Here is a 16184-nt window from a genome sequence, read left to right on the forward strand (position 1 = left end):
GGTCAGGACATGCTTCCGTGCACGCGCCCACGTAATGCCATACGCGGACGCGTCCACGTAGTTGCCGGCCTGGTTCCGGAAGAGCCGCCCGTCCGGCGCCACGCCGAACCGTTTGATGTGCGCCCCGCAGGATGCGCACGAACTGCGGCGGGATGGGCACCGGCCGGGTCGCGGTAGCCGCACGGCGCTTGAGCGAGTGCACCTCGTGCACCGCTCCGTCGTCCGTCCACTCCTTGCCCGCGGTGATGACGCCGCCCGACAGGTTGAGCATCCCCCATCCGGTCTCGGGCAGATGGCACTGTTCGAGCCGGAGGTGAATGACCTCCGCCGGCCTCATGGCCGCGTAGTACATACAACCGAAGAACGTCTCAAGGTGGGGGCCGCGCCCGCGCTGCTGAGCAACCGCCGCAAGCAGCCGGGAGACTTGGGCCGGATTGGCTGCTGCAGGCGGCGATGGCGACGGGGCCGTGCCAGCAGGTGCGGTCTCCGTCGGGGTCGAGGAGGGCGTGCATCTGGCGGGCGATGTCGTTGCGTTCGCCCGCCTGCGGGTTCAGGGTTCCCTCGAACAACAGACTGAGCCGCCCCAGCTCCCATTCGAGCGGATTCAGGGGCTCCTGGGACACCCATCTGGGCCGCCCCAGCACCCACTCGGGTGCGTAGTCAGGGCAGTGCGCAGCGCTGCCCTGGTAGTAGCTGACGGACTCCGGAGGCACCCCGTCAGGATGGATGAGCACCTTGTTCAGGCGTTTGAGGTGCGCCAGGAGCTTGGCGACCTGCTGCCACGCCATCGCCCGCTTGGAACCAGGCAGGCGTCGACCGCGACCCAGTCGGTGGGCTTGTGCACGCCGGGCCTGGCCACCATGACCGAGCAGGCGCCGCACTCACCCTCGGCGCAGCCTTCCTTGGTGCCGGTGAGGCCGCGCTCACGCAGGAAGTCCAGCACTGTGGTGTGGGGCGTGGCCGGGGAAAGCGGTGTCTCTTTCCCGTTGACCGTGATCCGTGCCTCTGTCACGCGGGGCAGCTGTTTCGGTGCGTGATCGGTCGATGTCATGTTCGCCAAATTCAGGCAGCTTTCTGTGTTCAGACGCGCCTCATGAGAGAAACGGGCGCGGGAGAAGCGGGCGCAAGGGGGCCCAGCACGGGACAGCGACGTGCCGAAGCGTGGTGAGGGGAAACCCGGAAATTGCCGCAGAGCGGCACATCAGGGCGGCGTACTCAGGAGCCGTGCGCGATCCGGCCGGGAGCCCAGGCGGTGCACTGGACGAGGCGAGCGAGAGCAGAGCTGGTGTACATCCGCTGGCCGCCTGTTCACGATCCCGCGCCACCGGAACGGAGGAGTGCGAACTGGTCCTGCACCAGCTGGCCACGGACGTCGTGGACGCCTGGTCGTGTTCCTGCCCGCCAACGGCACAGTCGTCGACGCGCCGCACCTGCAACCGCCGAGCCCACTGCCCGCCGCGATGGACCCGAGGCAGGCCGCCGCCGCGGAAATCCTCGGCGCCCGGTACGCGGGGCCGATGCACTACGAGGCGGAGCAGCCGGACAAGATCGCGGGCTACGTCGAGGTCTGCGACCCGGAGAACGAATTCCGCACGCACTCCGGACGTCGCGCCCACGTACTGTCCGCCGGGGAATGGCTGGACCTGGCGACATGACCGACACCATCAGCGGGGTCGTCGGCGGCTTCGGGCCGACTGGCGGCGGTCGGCTCGGGCCTGGGCCGTGGCTCGGGTGGGGGGTGGTGTCGCGGGGGTCTCGAGGAAGGCCGCGAGGCTGGCGACGGTGGGGTGGCGGAAGAGGTCGACCATCGAGAACTCGCGTGCCAGGGCCGTCTCCAGGAGGTTGTGCACGCGGGCCAGGTGCAGCGAGTGTCCGCCGAGGTCGAAGAAGTTGTCGTGCGGGCCCACGCGGTCGAGGTGCAGGACGTCGCGCCAGGTGCGGACGACCAGTTCCTGGGTGGGGCCGGCCGGCGCGGGGGCCCCGCCGGAGGATGTCTCGTTCCCGGTGTCGGAGGGGGCGCAGGTCGTCGGGTGGCCGTAGCGGTCGGACAGGGGAGCCGGTGGCGCCGGGGTGTGGGCGCTCAGTCGGTGGACCAGGCGCGCGGGGGCGTCGAGACGACTGCGGATGAACGGCTTGGACGCGTCGAGGCCGATCAGAACGTGGGGGCGGTCGTGGCGCAGCGCGTGGAGGAAGGCGCGCAGTCCCTCGCCGCGGCCCATGGAGTGGTAGCCGCGGGCACGGCTCGGTTCGGTGAGGTGCCGGCCCCGGCTCATGCCGGTCTCCTCCCACAGGCTCCAGGCGAGACTGCGCACGCGGAGGTCCTTCGACCCGTGTGCCCTGGCGTCCAAGTGGGCGTTGGCGGCCGCGTATCCGCTCGCCAGGGCCCCGCCGAGCGCGCCGTTGACGGAGGAGAAACCGATCAGAACGGTCTCCGGGCTGTCGGCGAGACAGTCCAGCAGGACCTGCGTGCCGGTGGTCTTGGGCGCGAGCACCTCGGCGAGTTCGTCAACGCTCTGGGTGAGGAACGGCTGCTGGCGGAAGCTGCCCGCGAGATGCAGCACCGCGCTGGGCTCCTGTGACCAGCGTGCGCGGGCCAGGCCCAGGGCGGCACGCGTCCGGTCGATGTCGCAGACGTCCGCCGTGGCGTACAGGACGTCGTCGCTGCGGGCCTGCAATGCCCGCAGGGTCTCGACGCGGGCGCGGGCCGCGGGGTCGGCCGCCGCCTCGGCATCCCGCGGGAGCGGGGTACGGCCGAGGATCAGCAGCCGGGCGTCGTAGGCGTCGAGCAGGTACGCGCAGATCTCGGCGCCGAGCCCGCCGAGGCCACCGGTGACGACGTACACGCCCCGGTGCCGCAGCGGCGAGTCCGACTGGGCGGGGACACCCGGGAGTTGGGCGAGGCGCGGGGCGAGCCGACGGCCCTCTCGTACCGCCGCCTCCGGCTCACCGGGGCGAGCGCTCAGTTCGGACAGGAGGTGCGGCAGATCGGTGCCGGGGGTGCCCTCGCCGGGCAGGTCGAGGTGGGAGCCCGTGAGCCAGGGAATCTCCTGGACGAGGCTGACGAGCAGCGCCAGACGGGCCGCCCGGTCACCGTCGGGGCGGTCGCCCGGAACGGCGTGCTGGGTGTGGCGCCCCGCGACGCGCAGGACGAGGTCGCCGCCGTCCTCGTCGCGGTGGGCGTCGAGGGCCTGTACGAGGTGGACGAGGCAGGCGGTGGCGGACGGTACGGGCCGTTCCGGTTCGCCCGTGACCGGTGGTGCGTACGTGGTGAGATCCACGATCTCGCCGGGGGCGAGTCCGTCGGCGTCGAGCGCGCCGAACAGCCAGTCGTGGTCCTCCCGGTGGTCCGGGCGTATGCGGTAGTGGCCGGGGGCGAGCCGGGCGCGGTCCTCGCCGGGATCAACCCGGGCGACGCGGCGTCCGTCCGCGCCGAGCCGGGCCACCAGGGCGTCGGCCAGGCCCAGTCGGTCGGCGAGGACCAGCAGCGTGGCGTCGGAACGGGGGCCCCGCTGGGGGCGGGCGGGGGTCCAGCGGCGTTCGTAGAACCAGTTGGGCAGTGTCCGTTCGTTGCCGAGGGCGAGGTCGGTGGCGCGGATCAGTTCGGTGAAGTCCCCCGCGTGGAAGCGGTCGCGCAGCTTGGCGCGCTGGATCTTGCCGATCTCGGTCTTGGGGATCTCCTCGCGCTCCACGGGCAGGACGTGGCGGGGATTCAGGCCGGTCCGGCGCACGAGGTGGGAACGGATCTCCCGGATGGTGTGTGCCGGGTCGGCCGGGTCTCCACGGAGGTGGACGAAGAGGACGAGGCCATCGGTGGTGGCGCCGGGGTCACGGACCGCACACGCCGCGGTGAAGGAGTTCTCGACGCTGTCGAGTTCCTCCACCACGGACTCGATCTCGTGGCAGTAGTGGTTGACGCCGTTGATGATGAGGACGTCCTTGGCGCGCCCGGTGATGGTGAGGGCCCCCTCGCGGAGCACGCCCAGGTCCCCGGTGTCGAACCAGCCGTCGTGCGTGAACGCGGACCGGTTGGCCTCCGGGTTGTCGTGGTAGCCGGAGGTGACGGTGGGGCCCTTCACCAGCAGGCGTCCCGGTGTGCCCTCGGGCAGGGTGCGCTCGTGCTCGTCGGCGATGCGCAGGGTGGTGCCGGGCAGCGGGCGGCCGACCTCGGTGAAGGGGGCGTCGTCACTGGTGGTGTCGAGAGTGAAGGCGTCGGAGTACGTGACGGCCGACGACGTCTCGGACATGCCCCAGGAGGGGCGCATCGCGGTGGCGGGCAGCCCGTGGGGGGCGAGGGCGGCCAGGAATCGGCGGGCGACGCGGGGCATGATGGCTTCGCCGGCGTTCTGGATGAACCGCAGGCACGAGAGGTCCCAGGCAGCTTCGGCTGCTTCCGTGACCCGGTCGTTCACCAGGCCGAAGGCGAAGTTGGGCGCCCAGGTCAGCGTCGCCCGGTGGGCGTCGACCGCCGCCAGCCAGCGCAGCGGCTCCTGGAGGACCCATGCCGTGGGTGCGTGGATCTGACGGCAGCCGAGGTAGACGTCCCGTACGTGGAACATCACGATGCCGCCGACATGGTCCAGGGGCATCCAGTTGAAGGACACCTCGGCGGGGCCGAAGCCGTTGGCGGCGGCAGTGGCCGCGGAGCGGGCGAGCACGTTGCGGTGGCGCAGGGCGACGGCCTTGGGGGCGCCGGTGCTGCCCGAGGTGAGCAGCAGCAGCGCCACGTCGTCGGGGTCCGCGGTGTGCGGTGTGCCGGGGGCCGCGGCGCGCAGTTCGTCCAGCACACCGAGGCGTACCGGAGTGGTCCAGGAACGGCGGGCGGCGGCCTCTTCCAGCGCGCCGGCGGTCGTCGCGTCGGTCAGGACGATCGGTGAGTCCAGCAGCTCCAGTGCTCCCGCGAGCCGGTCGACGGCGGGGCCGTCCTGCGACGGCGAGACGGGGGCCAGTGGTACGGGGACGATGCCGCCGAGCACGCACGCCCAGAACGCGACGAGGAAGTCCCGGTGGTCGGGGCACTGCAGGAGGGCACGGTCACCGGCGGCGAGGCCGGCCGCCTGCAGTCCGCCGAGCACGCGCCCGGCCTCTGCGGCGAGCGCGGCGTAGTCCAGTACGCGCGCCTCCCCCTGGTGGTCGAGGAGCAGGATGTCGCCCGCGGCGGTGGCGGCGGCTCGGCGCAGCGCCTCGGGGAGCGTCGCCACGTCCGGCACCGCGCTGCCGGGGCCGGTGTACAGGGCGGGGCGGGTGTCCGGGCCGGAGGCTGCGTGGGGAGAGGCGGAGTCGGTGGGCACGGCCGAACCGCCGTCTCCAGCGGGGGGTTCGGCGAGTGGCCCGGGGGTGGCGGTGTGGACGCGCTCCTGCGGGCTCGCGGCGGCGTCCTCGGTCAGGGTGACCTTCGCCGTGGGCAGAGCCTCCTCCCACCGGCGGATCAGCTCCTCGTCGAGCACAGGAAGGGCCCGCAAGGCGGCCTCGTCCAGGTGGCCGCCGCGGGTGCGGGGCAGCGAGGTGACCGCGACGTAGGCGCTGGGGGCCAGGGCGGCGGGCAGCAGCGCGGCGGCGTGGGCGCGCAGCCGGGCGGGGTGGAAGGGGCCGGTGGGCACCACGTAGGCGACCAGTTCCTCGACCCCGTCGGTGGTGGTCAGGGGCAGAACGGCGCAGGCGGCGAGCGATTCCTCGCGCAACAGCGCGTTCTCGATGTCGGCGGGCGCGGCGGTGCGGCCGTCGCGGCGCACCCGGTCGGCGGAGTCGTCGACGGAGAGGCGGCCGTCGGCGAGGCGGCGTCCGCGCCAGGCGACGTGCTGCCGGGCTCCGAGGGCGTGGAGCGGCCCCGGGATGCCTGCCGCGAGCGGCTGGAAACGGGTGTCGACGGGGGTGACCGGGCGGTTGCCCGGCTCCGCGGTGCTCAGTTCCTGGTCGGTCAGGCCCGGGTCGCACCGCAGGGCCGCCGCGTAGCCGCCGGCTTCGGGGAGCGGCCACAGGCGGTGCAGCACGGCGTCACTGTCCGCATGGAACCGGTCCGCGAGGCGGGCCGTCAGCCGGCCGCCGTCGGTGAGGACCAGGCGCAGGCGGGCGGTTGTGGTGGCCAGGGTGGACGGCGGCAGGAAGGCGACGGTCGCCGGGGAGCTCTCGGCCGACCGGGCCGGGTGGACGGACGCGCCGTGCAGCAGGGGCCAGAGGAGGGCGTGGACGGCGGAGAGCAGCGCGTCCGGCCTGTGGTGCAACACGATGTCGTCGGCGGTGAGCGGGGTGCGCCGCTGCAGCCAGTCCACGGTGTCGCAGAGTTCGGCGTGGGTGACCGGGACGGGGCCGTGGTCGCCGTGGACGACGACAGCCGGATCACCGGGCCGTACGGGCAGGGTCGTCGGTTCGCCGCCGTCCTCCGGGGCGGTCGGCGGGTCGGCGAGGTCCACGGCGGGCAGTTCGTGCGGCCACGGCGGCGCGCCGCTGGTGAGCAGCAGTTGCGCCGCGCTGTCGGCGAGGAAGGCGTGGGCGGCAGCTTTGGGCAGTGCGGGGTCGAGCGGGACGCAGACAGCGCCGATCCGCAGCAGGGCGAGCGCCGTCGTCACGGAGGTGGGCCCCGGTGGCAGGCACAGGGCGACGCGCTGACCGTGGCGCACTCCATGGGCACGGAGCCGGTCCGCCGCGGCCTGGACGCGTTCGTCGAGGTTCGCGTACGTGTACCGGTCGGTGTCGGTGGTGAGGGCCGTGGCCCCGGGGGTACGGAGGGTCTGCGCGGTGAGGCGTGCCGGGACCGTGTCGGGCGCGAGGGGGGCGGGGGCCGGGAGCGCGTCCGCATCGTCCAGGGGCAGGTCGGCGACGGGGCGATCGGGGGCGCGGACCGCTTCGGCCAGGAGGCGGTGCAGATGGCCGGTCAGGCCACGTACCGTCGCTTCGTCGAAGAGGTCGGTGCTGTACACGATCGTGCCGCGCAGCTGACCGCCGTCGAGCCACAGGTGGAATTCGAGGTCGAAGCGGGTCGACGCGCGCGGCAGCGCCTCGGCGCGCAACTGTGCGGCGGGCAGGGCACGTTCGGTGTCCGGTCCGCTCTGCAGCGCGAAGAGGGTCTGGAACAGCGGTGTGCGGCTCGCGTCGCGTTCCGGCTGGATGTCCTCCACCAGCTTGTCGAGCGGGACGTCCTGGTGGGCGAAGGCGTCGGCGCACATCTGCCGGACGCGGCCGAGCAGTTGGGCGAACGACGGCTCGCCCGCCAGGTCCGCGCGCAGCACCAGAGTGTTGACGAACAGCCCCAGCAGCGCCTCCGTCTCGACCTGTTCGCGGCCCGCGACCGGGGAGCCGACCAGCACGTCGTCCTGCCCGGTGTAGCGGTGCAGCAGTGCGCTGACGCCCGCGAAGAGGGTCATGAACAGGGTGGCCCGGTGGGTTCGGCCGAGCGCGGTGAGCGCCTCGGTCAGGTCGGCGGGCAGGGCGAGATCGACACGGGCGCCGCGGAATGCCTGTTCCTCGGGGCGCGGGCGGTCCGCGGGCAGCTCCAGGGTCGGCAGGTCTCCCGCCAGCTGAGCGCGCCAGTACGCCAGTTGGCGCTCGAGCTCGGGTCCGTCCAGGCGGTCGCGCTGCCACTCGGCGAAGTCCGCGTACTGGATCTCCAGCTCCGGCAGCCCGGTGGGCTCGCCGGTGAGGCGCTCGCGGTAGAAGGCGGTCAGCTCCCGGGTCAGGAGGTTGAGCGACCAGCCGTCGGTGACGATGTGGTGCTGGCAGAGGATCAGCAGGTGCCGGTCGGGTCCCGTGGTCACGAGCGCGGCCCGCAGCAGCGGCCCGCGGGTGAGGTCGAAGGGCCGGTCCACCCAGTCCAGGGACCACTGCCTCTCCTGCTCGGGCGGCAGTTCCACGGTCTCCAGGGCCGGCGCCCCCGCGGCGGCCACGACCTGGAGCGGCTCGCCGTTCTCCGTGGCGAAGGTGGTGCGCAGGATCTCGTGGCGCGCCACCACCTGCTCCAGGGCGGACCGCAGCGCCGCCACGTCGACTCGGCCGGACCACCGCAGCGCGAGCGGGATGTTGTAGTACGGGTTGTCGCGCTGCAGTTGGTGGAAGAACCACATGCGCTGCTGTGCGTACGAGGCGGGAAAGCGCAGCGGTCCGGCGTCGGCGGGGGCGGTGGACTGGGGGTGCTCGGCCAGGGACACGGCTACTCCGTCTTGTCGGTCTTGTCGTGCTGCTCGGATGGGGCGCCCTGGGCGGGCGCGCCCTGGGCGGCCGCGGGGTTGCCGCGACGGGCGCTGCGGCGGATGCGGCCCGCGGTGGCCGGCGCCGCCCGGTCAAGGAGGAGGACGAGGTCGGCGACGGTGGGGGCGTCGAAGATGCGGCGCAACGACAGTTCGACGCCGCACCGGTCGCGCAGCCGCGCCATCAGCTGCATGGCGAGGAGCGACTCCCCGCCCAGGTCGAAGAAGTTGTCGTGGACTCCGATGCCGTCGATGCCGAGCACCTCCTCCCAGACCGCGACGACCTCCTTCTCGCGCGGGGTCGCCGGGGCGGTGTAGGCCACGGACAGGTCCGGGCGCCGGTTGAAGGAACGGCCGACGGCGGCCTGCGGGGCAACGGACGTGTCGTCCGCCCGGGGCGCCGTGTCGCGGCGGGCGACGACCAGGGTGTGGTCGCTCGCGTCGTCCGTGGCGGAGCGGGGGAAGGTGGTGACGTCGGCGAGGCCCTCGGAGCGCAGCAGCTCCTGCCACACCGACGTGCCGACGAGCGGGGAGCCTTCGCGCAGGTCGTCGTCGAAGTACCACCAGCCCTCGTACAGGCCCGTGGTCATCAGCGACCAGCGCTGCTGCCGGGACGCCTCAAGAAGCATCGCCACCCCGTCGGGTACGAGGAGTTCCGCGGCGTGCCGCACGGCCTGGCGCAGGTCGGGGGTGGCGTGCAGCACGTTGAAGGCGAGGACCAGGTCGAAGGAGCCCGCCGGGTAGCCCTGGGGTGCCGGATCGCGGGTGATGTCGAGGACGCCGAACTCCATCCCCGTCAGCCCTCGTTCCCGCGCCTGACGCTGTCCTTCCAGGACGAAGGAGCGGCCCAGGTCGGTGAAGTGGTATTCGACATCGGGCAGTGAGCGCAGCTCTTCGGCGACGTCCCAGGTGAGGTAGCCGCGTCCGGCACCGATCTCCAGGATGCGCACGGGTCGTCCGCCCGCCTCGGCGGAGAGCCGGGCGACCGTGCGGGCGATGAGCCTGCGGTAGAGCGGGATGTCGCTGAAGGCCAGCCGCCGGTCGATCAGGGCCCGCTGGCGTTCGTCGCTTCCCTCGGGCAGCAGCACTTCGGTGCCCGCCAGCTCTCCGGACAGGACCTGTGGGTAGTGGCGTACGCAGTGGTCGAGGTAGGCGAGGTCGTCGGCCTGCTCCGGGTGGGCGCGGACGACGGCGTCGGTGAGCGCGTCCGGGTCGCCCACGGTGGCGACGGCCTGTGTGAAGCGCAGCCCGTCGGCGTCCTCGGTCAGCAGGTCGTCGTCGACGAGCAGGCCCAGCAGGGCGTCCACGAGCGGCCGGTAGGCGTCGACGGTGCGGAACGCCGCGTGGACTGAGCCACGTTCGACGACGGCACCGGGCGTGGTGGGGATTCCGGCGCGGCGCAGCAGCGCGCAGACGTGGGCCGCGGCCAGGGCGTCGAGGCTCTCGGTGAGTTCGGCGGGCAGCCTGCGGGCGGCGTGCTCGGCGCCGAGCCGCTCCTCGGTGGCGGTCATCCAGCCCAGGTGCGCGGAGAGCGCGACCGGGAAGCGTTCCGTGGGCGGGGCGGCAGGGGGCCCGGCCGGGGCGGTGTGCGGCTGGACGTCGATCCAGTGCCGGGTGCGGGCGAAGGGGTAGCCGGGCAGCGGGACGCGGCGGGGGGCGGGCCCGGCGGGCAGTGCCTCCCAGTCGATGTCGGCGCCGTGGCTCCAGGCGTCCCCCACGGCCTGGAGCAGGGTGCGCCGGTCCGGCTCCTGGGCCTGCGGGTGACGCATCAGCGGCAGCACCGGCGTGTCCGGTCCGGCCTGGCGGCGGGCCAGCGTGGCCAGGGCGCGGCCGGGGCCGACCTCGATGACCAGCGGGTCGCCCTCGGCGAGCAGGGTGCTCAGGCCGTCGGCGAACCGCACCGGCTCGCGGGTGTGGCGCACCCAGGCGGCGGGGTCCGTGGCCTGCTCGGGGGTGACCCAAGTGCCGGTCAGGTTGGAGACGTACGGGATGTCGGGGGTGTGGAGGGAGACGGTGCCCAGCGCCTGGGCGTAGGTGTCGAGGACCGGGTCGAGCAGGGGGGAGTGGGCGGCGGCTCCGAAGCGGATGCGGCGGTGGTCGACGCCCTGCTCCGTCAGCCGTCGTTCGGCGCGGGCCAGCGCGTGCTCGGGTCCCGCGACCACGCACGCGCGAGGTCCGTTGACCGCGGCCAGCGACAGCTCCGGGTCGAGCCGGGCCGCCTCGGCCTCGTCGAGCGCCACGCCCGTCATCCCGCCGCCTCCAGCGGCCCGTTCGAAGAGTTCTTCGCGCCGCACGACCAGCGGCAGGGCCTCTTCCGGGCGCAGGACGCCGGCCACGCAGGCCGCGGTGTACTCGCCGAGGCTGTGGCCGAGCAGCGCCGCGGGGCGCAGGCCCCAGGACATCACGAGGCGGGCCAGCGCGTACTCGGTGGCCACCAGGGCAGGGAAGACCCCGCCGGTCGCGGGCTCCTCCTCGTACAGCATCCGCCGGAGGTCGGTGGGCAGGTGCGGGCGGAGGATCTCGGCGCAGCGGTCGATCTGCTCGCGGAAGACGGGTTCGCGCTCGTACAGGTCGCGGCCCATGCCGAGGTGCTGCGATCCCGCGCCGGGGAAGAGGAAGACCACCGGGCGGCCGGGAGCCGCCCGGTGGGCCGGGCCGCCCGGGGCGAGCGCACGGGCCGCTTCGGCGGTGTCACGGGCGACCACGGCGCGCCGGTGGGGGTGGGCGCGGCGGCCGGAGCGCAGCGTGTGCGCCACGTCGGCGAGGGTCAGTCCTGGCTCGTCCCGCAGGCGCTCGCCGAGCCGTTGGCCGAGCTCGTCGAGTGCTTCGGGCGAGCGGGCGGAGATCGTGAGCAGGTGCTCGGCCGTGTCTTGGGTGCCTTCGGTGCCTTCGGGGCGGGGCGCGGGGGCGGGCGCCTCCTCCAGGACGACGTGCGCGTTGGTCCCGCCGATTCCCAGGGAGCTGACCCCGGCGCGCCGCGGGTGGGGTGGCGCGGGCCAGGGGCGGGCCGTGGTCGGCACGTAGAAGGGCGTCGCGTCGAGTGACAGGTGCGGGTTGGGCGTACGGAAGTTCAGGCTGGGCGGCACCGTACGGTGTTCCAGGGCGAGGACGGCCTTGATCAGACCGGCGATGCCCGCGGCGGCGTCCAGATGACCGATGTTGCTCTTGACCGAGCCGAGCGCGCAGAAGCCGGTGCGGTCGGTGTCGAGCGCGAACGCCCGGGTCAGCGCGGCCACTTCGATGGGGTCGCCGACCGGTGTGCCGGTGCCGTGCGCCTCGATGAGGCCGATGGTGCCGGCGTCCACTCCTGCCAGGGTCCGGGCGGTGACGAGCACTTCGGCCTGGCCGGCGACGCTGGGGGCGGCGAAGCCCACCTTGCGGTCGCCGTCGTTGTTGATCGCGGTGCCCTTGATGACGGCGTGGATGTGGTCGCCGTCGGCGATGGCGTCGGCCAGCCGCTTGAGGAGCACGGCGCCCACGCCCTCGCCGCCGAGCATGCCGGTGGCGTCGGCGTCGAAGGGCCGGCAGTGCCCGTCCCGGGAGAACGGCCCGTCCTGCACATAGCGGTAGCCCTGGCGCAAGGCCGGGTTGAGCGAGACGCCCCCGGCCAGCGCCGCGTCGCAGCGCTCGTCGAGCAGGTCCTGGCAGGCGAGATGCACCGCGACGAGCGCGGTCGAGCAGGCGGTCTGCACGGACAAACTGGGGCCGGTCAGACCGAGCTCGTACGAGACACGGGTGGCCAGCGTGCTGTTGACATTGCCGAGTTGCGCGTGGTGCAGGGCAAGGCTGTCCCCCGCGCGGAGCCGGGGGTGGACGTGGTCGAGGAAGTAACGGCTCTGCTGCGCTCCGGCGTAGACGCCGACCAGGCCCTCGGTGGTGCCCGGGCCGTATCCCGCGTGTTCCAGGACGTGATGTGCGCACTCGAGGAAGAGCCGCTGCTGCGGGTCGAGCAGTTCCGCCTCGGCGGGCGGGTAGCCGAAATATTCGGCGTCGAACTCGTCGATGCCGTCGACGACGGAGGCCATCTTGACCAGGTAGGGGTCGTCGAGCAGGCCGGGGTCGCCGCCCGCGGCGAGGTACTCGGCGTCGCTGAGCGGGGCGACCGACTCGCGGCCCGCCGTCAGGTTGTCCCAGAAGGCCGCCAGATCGCGTGCGCCCGGGAAGCGTCCCGCCATGCCGATGACGGCGATGTCCGTGTCGGCGTGTCCCTCGTCGGGCGTCTCGGCGCCGGCTGCCAGTGCGTTGTCCACAGTCCTCATCACGTCCTCTCACCGGGGCCCTCGTGGGTCCCGGCCGTGCCCGCCGCTCCTCGGCTTCCGCGCTGCTTGCGGCGCCGGGCGCGGGCCCGTACGCGTTCCAGCTCCGGGTCCCCGCCCTCGCCCGGCTCCCGGGACAGATGGGCCGCGAGCGCGGCCACGGTGGGGTGGTCGTACAGCTCGACCAGGGGGATGTCCCTGCCCAGGCGGCGCCTGTACAGGGTCTGCGCGCGCACGAGCAGCAGCGAGTGCCCGCCCACGTCGAAGAAGTTGTGCCGGGTGCCGATGTCGGTCCGGCCGAGCAGTTCGGTCCATACGGCGGCGACCTCGCGCTCCAGGTCGCTCTCCGGGCTGACCACGGCGACCGCGGGGGCGGGGGCCGGCTCCAGGGCGAGCAGGGCGGCGCGGTCCGTCTTGCCCGCCGCGGTCAGCGGCAGGGCGCTCAGCAGGCGCAGTTCGCCGGGCACCGCGTAGTGCGGCAGGCGGGCCGTGAGCCACTCCCTCAACTCACCCTCCGTCACTGCCCGTTCGGGCACGCACCAGGCGGCGAGACGGGCGCCGCCCGGCGCCGAGGAGCGCACAAGCGCCACGGCCTGGCGCACCGCCGGGTGGGCGGTGAGGGTGGCCTCCACCTCGCCCAGTTCGATACGGAAACCGCGGACCTTGACCTGGTGGTCGGCCCGTCCGATGAACTCGACGCGCCCGTCCTCGCGGTAGCGGGCCAGGTCCCCGGTCCGGTAGAGCCGCCCGCCGGGCTCGACGCCGAACGGGTCCGGCACGAAGGCCGCCGCGGTGCGCACCGGATCGTTCAGGTAGCCGCGGGCCAGTGGCATGCCGCCGATGTGGATCTCCCCCACCACGCCGACCGGGACGGGCTGTTGAGCGGGGTCGAGCACGTACAGGCGGGCGTTGGGGTTGGGCCTGCCGAGGGTGACGACCGCGCCGTCCTCGTCCTCGTCGAAGACTTGGCAGCTGATCCCGATGGTCGTCTCCGCGGGGCCGTAGCCGTGGTACATGGTGGCGTCCAGGCGGTCGCGGAAGCGCCGGTAGAGCGCGGGGGTGAGCGCCTCGCCGCCGCACCACAGGTGGCGGATCGAGCGGGCGGACCGGCCGATGTCGTCGCGTTCGATGAGGACCTCCAGCATCGAGGCCACGATGTAGAGGAAAGTGATCTTCTCCCGCTCGATCAGCTCGGCCAGGTACGCGACGTCGCCGTGCGCGCCGGGGTCCGCGAGGACGAGTCGGGCGCCGTTCACTAAGGGCAGGAAGATCTCGTTCACGGAGATGTCGAAACCCATGGGCGCCTTGTGCAGGACACGGTCGTCTTCGGTCATGCCGAGAAGCCCCGACTGCCACACAAGACGGTTGGAGATGGCCTGGTGACGGACCATCACACCCTTGGGGGTGCCGGTCGAGCCGGAGGTGTGGATGACGTAGGCCACGTTCTCCATCGCGGGTTCGCCACCGGGCGCGGCCGGGCCGTCGACCTGGGCCACGGGGTGCGCGAGGTCGAGCACGGGGACGTCGAGCGGCGGCGGTGCGGCGGTGTGCCGGCTGTCCGTCAGCACGAGCAGGGGGCCGCTGTTCTCCACCACGGAGCGCAGCCGCAGGACGGGCCAGTCCGGCTCCAGCGGCATGAACGCGCCGCCCGCCTTCAGGACCGCGAAGAGCGCCACCACCAGCTGCGGCGTGCGGGTCAGATGCACGCCCACGATGTGCTCGGGGCCCACCCCTTCGGCCCGCAGCCGACTCGCCAACTCTGTGGCCTGAGCGTTCAGTTCGCGGTACGTCAGGGTGGTGTCGCCCGCGACGACGGCGACGAGGTCGGGGGTGCGGGCCGCCTGTTCCTCCACCAGCCGGTGCAGCGGGCGGTCCTCGGCGGGGTCCTCGCGTGAACGGCTCCACTCGGACAGTGCCCGGTGTTCCTCGGCGTCCGTGAGGATCCGCAGGTCGCCCAGCGGGACGTCCGGGCGGGCGGCCGCGTCGCGCAGGAACGTCAGGAGGTGGCCCAGCATCCTCTCCAGGGCCCTCGCCGAGAAGAGGTCGGCCCTGCCGGTGAGCCCGAAGGCGAGCCCGTCGGCAGACTCCCGCACTTCCAGGACGAGCGGGAAGCGGGCGGTTCCGTTGTGGTGCGGGTGCTCGGCGAAGCTCACGGTGGGGGTGTCCACCCGGCGGGGCTGTGCGGTGACGAAGGAGAACACCACGTCGAACAGCGGGGCCTGGCCGACCGCGTCGGCGGGCCGCAGCGCCTCGACGACCCGGTCGAAGGGCACGTCCTGGTGGGCGAAGGCGTCGGCGCAGACGTCCCGGGTACGGGCGAGGAGCGCGCGGAAGGACGTCGCGCCGGCGAGAGCGGTGCGCAGCACCACGGTATTGCCGAAGTTGCCGACGACGTCCTCGAACTCGGTCCGGCCGCGATTGACGACGGGTGACCCGACGGCGATGTCGCTCTCGCCGCTCCAGCGGTGCAGGACGGCCTGGTAGCCGGCGAGGAGCGCGGTGTACAGCGTGGCCCCGCTCGTACGGGCCAGGTCGCGCACGGCGCGGCTGTCCTCGGCACCGAGGAGCCCGTCGCGGCGGACGCCGTCCGTGTCGCTGCCGCCGCTGTCGGGGCGGGGGTGGTCGGCGGGCAGGGCGAGGGCGGCGGGGCGCTGTCCCAGGCGGTCCTTCCAGTAGTCCAGTTGCCGGTCCCAGGCGCCGGCGTCGCGCTGACCCCGCTCCCACCGCGCGACGTCGGCGTACTGCACGCCGGGGCGGGCGGCCACGGCCCCTTCGGCCCCGCTCGCCACGGCGTAGCGGGCGGCGAGCTCGTCGAGGACCCGTCCCCAGGAGGTGTCGTCGAAGGCGATGTGGTGGACCGTCAGAGTGAGCAGGTGATCGGTCGGTGTGAAGCGCAGGAGGCGCAGCCGCAGCGGCGTCTCCTCGCCGAGCCGGAAAGGCCGGCGCCCCTCCTGCTCGACGGCGCGGTCCGCCGCGTGTGCGCGCTCGTCGTGGGGCAGGGCGCCCAGGTCCGTCAGGTCAAGCGGGACCGTGTCCGGCGCGGGCAGGACCTTCCGGAGCGGCGCCCCGTCGTCCCCGGCCGGGTAGAGGGTGCGCAGGATGTCGTGAGCGGCCACCAGGCCGGTGACGGCGGCGGTCAGCGCGTCGGGATCGAGGGCACCGGTGAGGCGTATGCCCCCGCACAGGTTGTAGGCGATGTCGTCCGGCCGCAGGTGCCGCAGGAACCACATGCGCTCCTCGGCGGCGGTCAGCGGCGCGGGCGCCGACTCGGCGGTGTCGTTCCCCGGCTCGTGGGCGGGAACGGGGGCGAAGGCGGAATCCGGCCGTCGCAGTCCCGCCTCCGCCTGGAGCAGCCGGGTGAGTTCACGCCTTTGTTCCTCGGGGGATATCTCGGTGCGGTCCTCGGTACTCGTCACTGCGCGGGTCCCCTGTTTTCTCTCTTCGGAACAGTGAGCCGGGTGCCCCGACAGGCATTCCCCGAATTCCCGAAGTCGTAGTTCTCCGACGGTGCCGGTATCCGACTTCCTCGGCCCGGACCGAACGTAGCAGCGGGGTGCACGGCCGTCGTCCAACTCCGGTAGCCATCGACGCCTCCAACCGTGGTTCCGCCTCGTGTACCGCCGTATCCACAGCCTTGTCGAAAGGCCGGAGCATATGTACGATCGCGGCTCCTCGAACGGCCGGGAATTACTCGGGGAGAGCCGGAAGAAAGACGGTGCCCCTTTGGGGTGCCACAGCCAAGAGACATGCG

The 16184-nt window shown here is 73.3% G+C and carries 5 protein-coding genes and 2 pseudogenes; 1 reads left to right on the forward strand and 6 read right to left on the reverse strand.

The window, feature by feature from the left end:
- From ACFVYL_RS23770 to ACFVYL_RS23780, 3 genes and pseudogenes are all read right to left on the reverse strand, one after another.
- Positions 1–337, reverse strand: a pseudogene (locus tag ACFVYL_RS23770) (hypothetical protein); the annotation flags it as partial.
- Positions 338–368: 31 nt separating this feature from the next.
- On the reverse strand, positions 369–788 hold the full coding sequence (locus tag ACFVYL_RS23775; protein WP_389719265.1) for a hypothetical protein: 420 nt from the start codon (positions 786–788) through the stop codon (positions 369–371).
- An 8-nt stretch (positions 789–796) separates the two neighbouring features.
- A pseudogene (locus ACFVYL_RS23780) lies at positions 797–1012 on the reverse strand (2Fe-2S iron-sulfur cluster-binding protein); the annotation flags it as partial.
- Between the two features lie 376 nt (positions 1013–1388).
- On the opposite strand from ACFVYL_RS23780, the gene ACFVYL_RS23785 reads away from it, so the two are divergent.
- Positions 1389–1655 carry a hypothetical protein gene (locus ACFVYL_RS23785; RefSeq protein WP_389719266.1) on the forward strand — a complete coding sequence of 89 codons (267 nt, stop codon included), beginning with the start codon at positions 1389–1391 and terminating at the stop codon, positions 1653–1655.
- A 9-nt stretch (positions 1656–1664) separates the two neighbouring features.
- On the opposite strand, the gene ACFVYL_RS23790 is transcribed toward ACFVYL_RS23785, so the two are convergent.
- From ACFVYL_RS23790 to ACFVYL_RS23800, 3 genes are read right to left on the reverse strand one after another with little or no spacing between them, the layout of a single operon-like run.
- Positions 1665–8138 carry a condensation domain-containing protein gene (locus tag ACFVYL_RS23790; RefSeq protein WP_389719268.1) on the reverse strand — a complete coding sequence of 2158 codons (6474 nt, stop codon included), beginning with the start codon at positions 8136–8138 and terminating at the stop codon, positions 1665–1667.
- Between the two features lie 2 nt (positions 8139–8140).
- Complete coding sequence (locus tag ACFVYL_RS23795) at positions 8141–12436, reverse strand: type I polyketide synthase (protein WP_389719269.1); 4296 nt, start codon at positions 12434–12436, stop codon at positions 8141–8143.
- A complete protein-coding gene (locus ACFVYL_RS23800; protein WP_389719270.1) occupies positions 12436–15849 on the reverse strand; it encodes an amino acid adenylation domain-containing protein in 3414 nt (1137 codons plus the stop codon). Before ACFVYL_RS23800 ends, ACFVYL_RS23795 begins: the two co-directional genes overlap by 1 nt.
- Between the last annotated feature and the right edge of the window lie 335 nt (positions 15850–16184).

Source organism: Streptomyces sp. NPDC058308, from assembly GCF_042880275.1.
GTDB lineage: Bacteria > Actinomycetota > Actinomycetes > Streptomycetales > Streptomycetaceae > Streptomyces.

Coding starts and splice junctions, on each gene's coding strand:
- ACFVYL_RS23775 (WP_389719265.1), bottom strand. CDS start 788: ATGGCGTGGCAGCAGGTCGCCAAGCTCCTGGCGCACCTCAAACGCCTG.
- ACFVYL_RS23795 (WP_389719269.1), bottom strand. CDS start 12,436: ATGAGGACTGTGGACAACGCACTGGCAGCCGGCGCCGAGACGCCCGAC.